This is a genomic window from Enterobacter sp. N18-03635, from assembly GCF_004006055.1.
GTDB classification, from domain to species: Bacteria; Pseudomonadota; Gammaproteobacteria; order Enterobacterales; family Enterobacteriaceae; genus Enterobacter; species Enterobacter vonholyi.
In genome coordinates, this window is sequence record NZ_CP034769.1 from 3660222 (window position 1) to 3671160 (window position 10939).

General features: G+C 58.4%; 13 protein-coding genes. 1 reads left to right on the plus strand and 12 read right to left on the minus strand.

All coding sequences use genetic code 11. The features are described from left to right. Positions 1-77: 77 nt before the first annotated feature. From ELK40_RS18240 to cysG, 11 genes are all read right to left on the minus strand, one after another. Entirely contained in the window at positions 78-704 is a 627-nt protein-coding gene (locus ELK40_RS18240) for a protein-L-isoaspartate(D-aspartate) O-methyltransferase (RefSeq protein WP_008499604.1), read from the minus strand. Next, positions 698-1459: a 5'/3'-nucleotidase SurE gene (gene surE / locus ELK40_RS18245; protein WP_115876168.1), complete on the minus strand. Its 762-nt coding sequence runs from the start codon at positions 1457-1459 to the stop codon at positions 698-700. Before surE ends, ELK40_RS18240 begins: the two co-directional genes overlap by 7 nt. Further along, positions 1440-2489, minus strand: a complete 1050-nt coding sequence (gene truD / locus ELK40_RS18250) for a tRNA pseudouridine(13) synthase TruD (RefSeq protein WP_127732150.1) — start codon at positions 2487-2489, stop codon at positions 1440-1442. The genes surE and truD overlap by 20 nt, the downstream gene beginning before the upstream one ends. After that, positions 2486-2965, minus strand: a complete 480-nt coding sequence (ispF, locus tag ELK40_RS18255; protein WP_127732152.1) for a 2-C-methyl-D-erythritol 2,4-cyclodiphosphate synthase — start codon at positions 2963-2965, stop codon at positions 2486-2488. The genes truD and ispF overlap by 4 nt, the downstream gene beginning before the upstream one ends. Next, a complete protein-coding gene (ispD, locus tag ELK40_RS18260) occupies positions 2965-3675 on the minus strand; it encodes a 2-C-methyl-D-erythritol 4-phosphate cytidylyltransferase (protein ID WP_127732154.1) in 711 nt (236 codons plus the stop codon). Before ispD ends, ispF begins: the two co-directional genes overlap by 1 nt. A gap of 19 nt (positions 3676-3694) precedes the next feature. Then, a complete protein-coding gene (gene ftsB, locus ELK40_RS18265) occupies positions 3695-4006 on the minus strand; it encodes a cell division protein FtsB (protein ID WP_008499609.1) in 312 nt (103 codons plus the stop codon). Positions 4007-4172: 166 nt separating this feature from the next. After that, positions 4173-4499, minus strand: a complete 327-nt coding sequence (locus ELK40_RS18275; RefSeq protein WP_008499610.1) for a DUF3561 family protein — start codon at positions 4497-4499, stop codon at positions 4173-4175. A gap of 58 nt (positions 4500-4557) precedes the next feature. Continuing rightward, positions 4558-5163, minus strand: a complete 606-nt coding sequence (gene cysC / locus ELK40_RS18280) for an adenylyl-sulfate kinase (protein WP_025912398.1) — start codon at positions 5161-5163, stop codon at positions 4558-4560. Then, complete coding sequence (cysN, locus tag ELK40_RS18285; protein WP_127732156.1) at positions 5163-6587, minus strand: sulfate adenylyltransferase subunit CysN; 1425 nt, start codon at positions 6585-6587, stop codon at positions 5163-5165. Before cysN ends, cysC begins: the two co-directional genes overlap by 1 nt. 9 nt (positions 6588-6596) lie before the next feature. Continuing rightward, the gene (gene cysD, locus ELK40_RS18290) at positions 6597-7505 is read right to left on the minus strand and encodes a sulfate adenylyltransferase subunit CysD (RefSeq protein WP_006811770.1); all 909 of its coding nucleotides are present in this window, start codon (positions 7503-7505) and stop codon (positions 6597-6599) included. 9 nt (positions 7506-7514) lie between these two features. Further along, positions 7515-8864 (minus strand): siroheme synthase CysG, encoded by a 1350-nt coding sequence (cysG, locus tag ELK40_RS18295; RefSeq protein WP_164850660.1) that lies wholly within the window; start codon positions 8862-8864, stop codon positions 7515-7517. Between the two features lie 246 nt (positions 8865-9110). Between cysG and ELK40_RS18300 the strand changes: the two genes are divergently transcribed. After that, a complete protein-coding gene (locus ELK40_RS18300) occupies positions 9111-10154 on the plus strand; it encodes an aminopeptidase (protein ID WP_115876173.1) in 1044 nt (347 codons plus the stop codon). A 47-nt stretch (positions 10155-10201) separates the two neighbouring features. Here ELK40_RS18300 and cysH read toward each other — a convergent pair whose 3' ends face one another. Continuing rightward, positions 10202-10936, minus strand: a complete 735-nt coding sequence (gene cysH, locus ELK40_RS18305) for a phosphoadenosine phosphosulfate reductase (RefSeq protein ID WP_023344813.1) — start codon at positions 10934-10936, stop codon at positions 10202-10204. Positions 10937-10939 lie beyond the last annotated feature (3 nt).

A 10939-nucleotide genomic window follows, 5' to 3' on the forward strand; every position in this document is an offset into this window, starting at 1 on the left:
TTTACCGTGATGGCACGAATCTTTCGCGCCACACCATACGCTGAATTTGCCTTAATAACCCTGGATAATTCCGAGTCTCAGGCCAACTCCCCCTTCACCAGAGGCACAAAGCGCACGGCTTCCACGGTGTCGATAATAAACTCGCCGCCGCGCCGACGAACGCGCTTCAACAACTGCTGCTCGTCCCCGACAGGCAGAACCAGAATGCCCCCCTCATCCAGCTGCGACAACAGGGCTGCAGGAATTTCAGGCGGGGCCGCCGTCACGATGATCGCGTCAAACGGGGCGCGCGCCTTCCAACCCTGCCATCCATCACCGTGTCGTGTCGAAACATTATGTAAATCAAGTTGTTTCAGGCGACGACGCGCCTGCCACTGTAAACCTTTGATCCGCTCAACGGAGCATACATGATGAACCAGATGCGCCAGGATCGCGGTCTGATACCCCGACCCGGTGCCAATCTCCAGCACGCGGGAGTCGGGCGTCAGCTCCAGCAGCTCCGTCATGCGTGCCACCATGTAAGGCTGCGAAATCGTCTGGCCCTGTCCGATGGGCAGCGCCACGTTTTCCCACGCTTTGTGTTCAAACGCCTCGTCTACAAATTTTTCACGCGGAACCAGGGCGAGCGCTTCGAGCACGTGCTCGTCGCGGATCCCCTGCGCGCGGAGTTGTTCCAGAAGAGTTTGTACACGTTTGTTTACCATTGCGCGTTCACTCCTGCGCGATCCAGCCAGCCCGACACCACATCATGCGCGCTATACGCGGTTAAATCTACGTGCAGCGGAGTAACCGAAACATAGCCTTCATCCACGGCGGCAAAGTCGGTATCCGGACCCGCATCGCACTTGTCGCCGGGAGGGCCAATCCAGTAAAGCGTGTTGCCGCGAGGATCCTGCTGCGGGATCACCTGATCGGCAGGATGTCGGCTCCCGCAACGGGTGACGCGGATGCCTTTAATTTCATCAAGAGGAAGATCCGGCACGTTGATATTAAGAATGCGCCCGGTACGCAGCGGCTCACGGCCAAGCGCCCGCAGGATCGAACAGGTTACCGCGGCAGCGGTGTCGTAGTGCGTGTGGCCATTTAACGAGACCGCCAGCGCCGGGAACCCCAGATGGCGCCCTTCCATTGCGGCCGCCACGGTGCCGGAGTAAATCACGTCATCGCCGAGGTTAGGCCCGGCGTTGATGCCGGAGACGACGATATCCGGACGAGGCCGCATCAGCGCGTTCACGCCCAGAAAAACGCAGTCGGTTGGCGTTCCCATCTGCACGGCAATATCGCCATTATCAAAGGTAAAGGTGCGAAGCGACGACTCCAGCGTCAAAGAGTTAGACGCTCCACTGCGGTTACGATCGGGCGCCACGACCTGCACGTCCGCAAATTCGCGGAGGTGTTTCGCCAGGGTCTGAATGCCTGGCGCGTGGATACCGTCATCGTTACTCAGCAATATTCGCATAATCACCCGAGGTGTTGATAAGTTCCCTGACAACACTGGTGGCAAAGCTGCCTGCCGGCAGCCAGAAGCGTAACTCGACGGTCACGTCATCCCACCAGTTCCAGCTTAACTGCTGCGGATAGAGCAGCATCGCGCGGCGTGCCGCGTCGACTTTTTCCCGCACCAGCAAGGACTGCAATTCTGGCGCATCCGCCACGGCTGACTGCTCGGCGGCCAGGGCCTCCCCCTGGGTTCCCCAGTCGCCCGTACCGGGCAACGCGGCGGTAATCATCAGCGCTTTTGCGTCCACGCGCGACTGCACATCAGCCATCTCTTCGGCCGTTGCCACAAACCAGCTTCCGCGTCCCGCTAATTGTAGCGCATCGCCAACAACAACTTGATTCGCGTCCGGTTTTTTCAGCCTTTCGCTCACAATCTGATTAAACAACGCGCTGCGGGCTGCCGACAACCAAAAACTGCGTTTATTCCTGTCACGTACCGGCGCATCGCTTTGCGCCCAGCGCAGCGCGCCCTGCAGGTTGCTGCCGCCGATGCCAAAGCGCTGCGCGCCAAAGTAGTTCGGTACGCCGCGGTCGCTGATGGCGTTCAGACGTTTTTCAACGTCTTCTCGGTCAGTCACTTCGCGCAGCACCAGCGTAAAGGCGTTGCCTTTCAACACCCCCAGACGCAGTTTGCGCTTGTGGCGGGCATATTCCAGTACCTTACAGCCCTCAAGCTCAAATTTGCTTAAATCAGGCATCGCATTGCCGGGAACGCGCGCGCAGAGCCACTGTTCCGTGACGGCGTGTTTATCTTTCTGCCCGGCAAAGCTCACTTCGCGGGCATGAATTTTGAGGAATTTTGCCAGCGCGTCGGCCACAAAGCGGGTATTGCAGCCATTTTTCAGAATACGCACCAGGATATGTTCGCCTTCGCCATCCGGCTCAAAGCCCAGATCCTCGACCACGAGGAAATCTTCCGGGCTGGCTTTCAGCACCCCGTTCCCCTGCGGCTTACCGTGCAGGTATGTCAGGTTGTCGAAGTCTGTCATTTGCTCGCCTTCACCAGCAGCGCCACGGCTTCACAGGCAATCCCTTCGCCACGGCCGGTAAAGCCCAGCTTCTCGGTCGTCGTCGCTTTGACGTTCACGTCGTCCATATGGCAACCCAGATCTTCCGCAATAAACACGCGCATCTGCGGAATGTGCGGCAGCATTTTCGGGGCCTGAGCAATAATCGTCACGTCGACGTTGCCAATGGTATAGCCTTTCGCCTGGATGCGGCGCCACGCTTCGCGCAGCAGTTCGCGGCTGTCCGCCCCTTTGAACGCCGGATCGGTGTCCGGGAACAGCTTGCCAATATCACCCAGCGCGGCAGCGCCCAACAGCGCGTCGGTCAGCGCATGCAGCGCCACGTCGCCATCAGAATGCGCCAGCAGCCCTTTTTCATAAGGAATGCGCACGCCGCCAATGATAATTGGGCCTTCACCGCCAAAGGCGTGTACATCAAAACCGTGTCCAATTCGCATTATGCCTTCTCCTGATGGGTCGAACGGGTAAGATAAAATTCCGCGAGCTGTAAATCTTCCGGACGCGTCACTTTAATATTATCAGCACGTCCTTCAACAAGCTCAGGATGGAAACCGCAGTACTCCAGCGCAGAGGCTTCGTCCGTAATGGTCGCACCTTCGTTAAGCGCGCGCGTTAAGCAGTCGTGGAGTAATTCGCGGGGGAAAAATTGCGGCGTCAGCGCGTGCCATAGATCGACGCGATCGACGGTGTGGGCGATAGCCCGTTTGCCCGGCTCGGCGCGCTTCATGGTGTCGCGCACGGGGGCGGCCAGAATGCCACCCACTTTGCTGGTTTCGCTCAGCGACAGCAGGCGAGCGAGATCGTCCTGATGCAGGCACGGACGCGCCGCGTCATGAACCAGTACCCACGGGGCGTTTCCGGCAGCCTGAATGCCTGCCAGCACGGAATCGGCGCGCTCGGCACCGCCATCGACAACGGTAATCTGTGGATGATTTGCCAGCGGGAGCTGCGCGAAGCGCGCATCACCCGGGCTGATAGCGATGATCGCCCGCGTCACCCGCGGGTGCGCCAGCAGCGCCGCCACGGCGTGCTCGAGGATCGTTTTATCGCCAATAGAGAGGTACTGCTTGGGACATTCTGTCTGCATGCGCCGGCCAAAACCTGCGGCCGGCACCACGGCGCATACGTCCGAAAAAGTTACTGCCATGTCGTAATCCTGGGCCTGATTATCGATTATTTTGTGCTGAGCCCTGATTGCGTTTAGACGCATCCGGAACCAGACGATAAAAGGTTTCGCCCGGCTTAGTCATACTGAGTTCATTGCGTGCGCGTTCCTCAATCGCCTCTTGCCCGCCATTGAGGTCATCAATTTCAGCAAAGAGTTGATCGTTTCGCGCCTTAAGTTTGGCGTTTGTTGCCTGCTGAGCCGCGACGTCATCGCTTACCCGGCTATAGTCGTGCAGTCCGTTCTTACCGAACCACAGCGAATATTGCAGCCAGATTAGCAAAGCCAGCAACAGCAGCGTTAGTTTACCCATCCTGCCCCCTGAAAAACGGCATCATCATCCCAAGACTTCCCCAGAGCACTACGCCGGGGTAATAGAGATGCCGCAACATCGCGGGCAAATGTACCACATTTTTTCCGCAGAATCGTCCTGCACAATATCGTTACACAGTTGGTTACGGTTTGAATTATGGCTGAAGTTAGCCCATGAGCCACAAAAATAACAGACCAAACATCAGAACCACCGTCACAATCGTGACCACGGTGCTGTACAGGAGCTTACCGTTGAGCAACGAGTGCAGCGCAATGCCAACGACAACCGCCACGGGCATCAGCGCCAGAAAGAAAGGCCAGGTGTAGAGAAAGAAGAACAGCGTGTTGCCGCCGTAGATGAGAAACGGAATACCCAGCGCCAGCAGCCATGAGACGAAGCCAATGATGGCCCCAGGAAATGACCAGGTCGTTTCGTCGTCGGTCGCAAGCGGCTCCGACCCGGTGGTGGTGATGTAATGTTCACTGTTGCGCATAGCTAGTCCTGTGACCGTGACTCATCGTTCGGGAAGACAGCTCCCGAACGATACCGTCTCAGGATCTGATAATATCGTCCCGTCTGAGCAGGTCTAATAATTGGCTTACTAAATTTGTTACCAATTGTTGACCTTCCAGGTGAATTTCAGGCGATTCAGGCGCTTCGTATACCGCGTCAATTCCGGTGAAGTTGCGCAATTCTCCGGCACGCGCTTTTTTGTACAGCCCTTTCGGGTCGCGCGCTTCGCAGACCTCCAGTGGCGTATCCACAAACACCTCGATAAAGCGATCCTGGCCGACGCGTTCGCGCACCATCTGGCGCTCGGCGCGGTGCGGAGAGATAAACGCGGTCAGCACCACCAGCCCGGCGTCGGCCATCAGGCTGGCGACTTCCCCGACCCGGCGGATGTTCTCTTTGCGGTCGTCGTCGCTGAACCCTAAATCGCTGCACAGGCCATGGCGCACGTTGTCGCCATCCAGCAGGTAGGTGCTTACGCCCTGCTGATAAAGCGCCTCTTCCAGCGCGCCCGCCACCGTCGATTTACCCGAGCCGGACAGTCCGGTAAACCAGAGTACAACCCCACGGTGACCGTGGAGCTGTTCGCGCTGGGCGACGGTGACCGGATGAGGATGCCAGACGACGTTCTCATCATGGGCGGCCATTACTTGCCTCCCAGCAGATCGCGCGCGCCCCAGTGCGGGAAGTGTTTACGCACCAGCGCGTTCAGTTCCAGCTCAAAGGCGCTGAATTCAGAGGCCACGGCAGCCTGTTTAATCGGTTCGCGTACCATACCGGCCCCGACGGTAACGTTGGTCAGCCTGTCGATAAAGATAAGCCCGCCCGTCACCGGGTTCTGCTGATACGGATCCAGCACCAGCGGTTCGTCGAAGGTCAGATCGACCAGACCAATACCGTTCAACGGCAGCTCGGTAACCTCGCGCTGGGTCAGATTGTTGATGTCCACCTGGAACTGAATACCGTCCACGCGGGCGCGGGTCTTCTTGCCGGCAATTTTAATGTCGTAGCTCTGGCCCGGCGTCAGCGGTTGCTCCGCCATCCACACCACATCCACGGACGCGCCCTGTACCGCCGCCAGCGTTTCCTGCGCGTCTACCAGAAGATCGCCCCGGCTGATATCAATTTCGTCTTTCAGCACCAGCGTTACGGCTTCACCGGCCCCCGCGTCCTGCAGGTCACCGTCAAAGGTGACGATGCGGGCGATGGTCGATTCCACACCGGATGGCAGCACCTTGACGCGCTGGCCAACCTGTACAGAGCCTGACGCTAGGGTGCCGGAGAAACCGCGGAAATCGAGATTTGGACGGTTCACGTACTGCACCGGGAAGCGCATCGGCTGGGTGTCGACCACGCGCTGAATTTCAACCGTTTCCAGCACCTCCAGCAGCGTCGGGCCGCTGTACCAAGGCATGTTCGCGCTTTGGGACGCGACGTTATCCCCTTCCAGCGCCGAGAGCGGCACAAAGCGGATATCCAGGTTGCCCGGCAGCTGTTCAGCAAAGGTCAGATAGCTCTGGCGGATCTCCTCGAATTTTTCTTCGCTGAAGTTCACCAGATCCATTTTGTTGACCGCCACCACCAGGTGTTTGATCCCCAGCAGCGTCGAGATAAAGCTGTGGCGACGGGTCTGATCCAGCACGCCTTTACGCGCGTCCATCAGCAGGATCGCCAGGTCGCAGGTCGACGCGCCGGTCGCCATATTGCGGGTGTACTGTTCGTGCCCCGGGGTGTCGGCGATAATAAATTTGCGCTTCTCGGTAGAGAAGTAGCGGTAGGCCACGTCAATCGTGATGCCCTGCTCGCGCTCCGCCTGCAGGCCATCCACCAGCAGCGCCAGGTCGAGTTTTTCACCCTGGGTGCCGTGACGTTTACTGTCGTTATGCAGGGAAGAGAGCTGATCTTCGTAAATCTGGCGCGTATCGTGCAGCAGGCGGCCAATCAGGGTACTTTTCCCGTCATCCACGCTGCCGCAGGTCAGAAAACGCAGCAGGCTTTTGTGTTGTTGCGCGTGCAGATACGCTTCCACGCCGCCTTCTTTGGCAATTTGTTGAGCAATAGTGGTGTTCATGGCGGCTCCTTAGAAATAACCCTGACGTTTCTTCAGCTCCATGGAGCCTGCCTGGTCGCGGTCAATCACGCGGCCCTGTCGCTCGCTGGTGGTCGACACCAGCATCTCTTCGATGATCTCCGGCAGCGTCTGCGCGCTGGATTCCACCGCGCCGGTCAGCGGCCAGCAGCCAAGGGTGCGGAAACGCACCATCTGTTTTTTAATCACTTCGCCCGGCTGCAGGTCGATGCGATCGTCGTCGATCATCATCAGCATGCCGTCACGCTCCAGCACCGGGCGCTCTGCGGCCAGATACAGCGGAACGATCTCGATGTTTTCCAGATAGATATACTGCCAGATATCCAGCTCGGTCCAGTTGGAGAGCGGGAAGACGCGGATGCTTTCGCCCTTGTTGATCTGGCCGTTGTAGTTGTGCCACAGCTCCGGGCGCTGGTTTTTTGGGTCCCAGCGGTGGAAGCGGTCGCGGAAGGAGTAGATACGCTCTTTGGCGCGGGATTTCTCTTCGTCACGGCGCGCGCCGCCGAAGGCCGCGTCAAAACCATATTTGTTCAGCGCCTGCTTCAGCCCTTCGGTCTTCATGATATCGGTATGTTTGGCGCTGCCGTGCACGAACGGGTTAATGCCCATCGCCACCCCTTCCGGGTTTTTGTGCACCAGCAGCTCGCAGCCGTAGGCTTTCGCGGTACGATCGCGGAACTCGTACATTTCGCGGAATTTCCAGCCGGTATCCACGTGCAGCAGCGGGAACGGCAGCGTGCCCGGATAAAACGCTTTACGCGCCAGATGCAGCATGACGCTGGAATCTTTACCGATGGAGTACATCATCACCGGGTTAGAAAACTCGGCGGCCACTTCGCGGATAATATGGATACTCTCCGCTTCGAGCTGCCGCAGGTGTGTAAGACGTTTTTGGTCCATAACCGTTCCTTAAGCCAAATTTACGACAGAAGAACCAAAGCCTTCTGTATCGGTTGTGTGTTGGAACCAGGCGAGCGTGCTGTGCAGCTGCACCACTTCACCCACCACGATCAGGGCGGGCATAGGGGCGTCTTTCGCCAGGGTTGCAAGATGTTCCAGCGTGCCCGTCGCAACGTGCTGATCGACGCGCGTGCCGCGAGAAATGACGGCAACGGGCGTCGTCGCCTCGCGACCGTGCTGAATAAGCTGTTCGCTGATGTCCGCCGCCTTCATCGTGCCCATGTATATCGCCAGCGTCTGGCGGCTCTGGGCGAGATGCGACCAGTCGAACGGCGTGCTGTCCGCCTTGTAGTGGCCGGTCACAAAGGTGACGCTCTGGGCGTAATCGCGATGGGTCAGAGGAATACCGGCGTAGGCCGTCACCGCAGAGGCCGCCGTAATGCCGGGCACCACCTGGAACGGTATGCCCGCTTCGGCTGCCGCCTGCAGCTCTTCGCCGCCGCGGCCAAAGATAAACGGATCGCCCCCCTTCAGGCGCACCACGGTTTTGCCCGCTTTGGCTGCGTCAACCAGCATCTGGTTGGTGTCGTGCTGCGGCACCGAGTGCTCGCCAGCCCGTTTGCCCACGCAGATTTGCTCCGCGTCGCGACGGATCAGTTCGCGCACGCTGTCGGTGACCAGATGGTCGTAGAACACGACGTCCGCGTCCTGCAGCACCTGCAGGCCGCGCAGCGTCAGGAGCCCGGCATCGCCAGGCCCCGCGCCCACCAGGATGATCTCCCCACCCGTGCTGCCGGGGTTATCCAGTTCATCCTCGAGGATTTTCTGCGCAGCCGTTTCATTGCCGGCATGCATCAGGCTGGCGAAGCGGCCGCGAAACACGCGTTCCCAGAAGCGACGGCGTTCCGTCACGCTGGTCAGGCGGGTTTTCAGGTGGTTACGCCAGTAGCTGGCTTTCTCCGCCATGCGCCCGAGGCTGGTCGGCAGCAGCGCTTCGATTTTTTCACGCAGCACGCGCGCCAGCACCGGTGCGGTACCGCCGGAGGAGATCGCCACCAGCAGCGGCGAACGGTCAACGATCGACGGAAAGATAAACGAACACAACGGCTGGTCGTCCACCACGTTCACCAGGCGGTAACGGGCCTGCGCGGCGTCGGAGATCCGCTGGTTCAGTTCACGATCTTCGGTCGCCGCAATTACCAGCACCACGCTGTCGATTTGTGACTCGTCGAAATCCGCCTCTGCAACGACCTGCACCTGGGCCCCTGCGCGCTGCAGAAACGCGATTTTGCGATCGGCGATTTCACCCGTGCCAACAACCAGCACCGGTTTCTCTTTAATCGCAGCAAATAAGGGCAGATAGTCCACAGGCAACAACTCACTAACAACGAGGAATAGAGGGACTATAGGGGGCGGCTTAGACCGAATGAAATTACGAATTGGAATGAGTAGTTACTCAATGGAATAACGCCGTAAAAATGCTAATACCAAAAAGTGCTTAACGCGCGAAATTTCGGGCATTTAAGAGCAATTCAAATTGTGTATGGACGATCACAGTTTCATACTAGGCGGGTTATTATTTTGCTCTGTTTTTAAGGACTCACTATGTTTTCCGCAACGCGCCACCGTATTGCTGCCCTGGCGCTCGGCGTTTGCTTTATTCTTCCTGCTCAGGCAAAAAACCAACCTTATGGTGAAATCGCCAATATGCAGGCGCGGCATATTGCCACCGTTTTCCCTGGCCGCATGACCGGCTCGCCTGCGGAAATGCTCTCCGCGGACTATCTTCGCCAGCAGTTTGCTGAGATGGGTTACCAGAGCGACATCCGGTCGTTTCACAGCCGCTACGTCTATACCTCGCGAAATAAAACGAAAAACTGGCATAACGTGACCGGCAGTACGGTGATTGCGGCCCACGAAGGAAGCGCAAAAGAGCAAATTATTATTATGGCGCACCTTGATACCTACGCTCCGATGAGCGATGCCGACACGGATAACAACCTCGGCGGGCTGACGCTGCAGGGCATGGACGACAACGCTGCAGGCCTGGGCGTGATGCTCGAACTGGCCGAGCGGATGAAAGATATTCCAACCCAGTATGGCATTCGTTTTGTTGCCACCAGCGGTGAAGAAGAGGGCAAACTCGGCGCTGAGAATCTCCTTAAACGCATGAGCGCCGAGGAGAAGAAAAATACGCTGCTGGTGATCAACCTCGACAACCTGATCGTCGGCGACAAGCTCTATTTCAACAGCGGGCAGAGTACGCCGGGTACCGTGCGAAAACTGACGCGCGACCGTGCGCTGGCCATTGCCCGCAGCCATGGCGTTTATGCCACCAGCAATCCCGGCGGTAACCCGGATTATCCGCGAGGCACAGGCTGCTGCAACGACGGGGAAGTGTTTGATAAGGCGGGCATTCCGGTGCTGTATGTGGAAGCGACAAACTGGGCGCTGGGCAAAAAAGATGGCTACCAGCAGCGGGCTAAATCGAAAGCCTTCCCGGACGGGACAAGCTGGCACAACGTGATGCTGGATAATCAGCAGCACATCGATCGCGTGCTGCCGCAGCGGATTGAGCACCGCAGTCGTGATGTGGTGAAGGTGATGCTGCCGCTGGTGAAGGAGCTGGCGAAAGCGGGGAAAGCCTGAGGCCGTTAAGCCCGGTGGCGGCTACGCCTTACCGGGCAAAAAGGTTATCACCCTTCGTGCAACCCGCACTCGCGCTTCAGCCCGAAGAATCGCGTCTCTTCTTCCGCCATTCCCGGTTCCCACTTACGCGTGGTGTGGGTATCCCCCACTGACAGATAGCCCTGATCCCACAGCGGATGGTACTTCAGCCCGTGTTTTTGCAGATACTGGTACACCGTCCGGTTATCCCAGTCGATAATCGGCAGCACTTTAAACACCCCGCGCTGCACTGCCAGCACCGGTAAGGTTGCCCGGCTGCCGGACTGCTCGCGGCGCAGGCCCGCAAACCACGTCTGCGCATTAAGCTCTTTCAGCGCCCGGTTCATCGGCTCGACCTTGTTGATCTCATTGTATTTCTCAATGCCCTCAACGCCCTGTTCCCACAGCTTACCGTAGCGCGCCTCCTGCCAGGCCGCGCTTTCCGTCGCGCGGTAGACCTTGAGGTTCAGCCTGAGCTTGTCCGTCAGCTCGTCAATAAACTGATAGGTTTCCGGGAACAGGTAGCCGGTATCGGTGAGGATCACCGGAATGTCCGGACGGATCTGATTCACCAGATGCAGGCTGACCGCCGCCTGAATACCAAAGCTCGACGAGAGCACATATTCTCCCGGCAGGTTTTCCAGCGCCCACGCCACGCGCCCTTCGGCGTCCAGCTTTTCAAGGTGGGCATTGGTTTCTGCCAGCGCCAGAATACGTTCGACTTTTGGCAGGTCATTAAGGGCGTTTAGATCGAGTTCGGACATAGT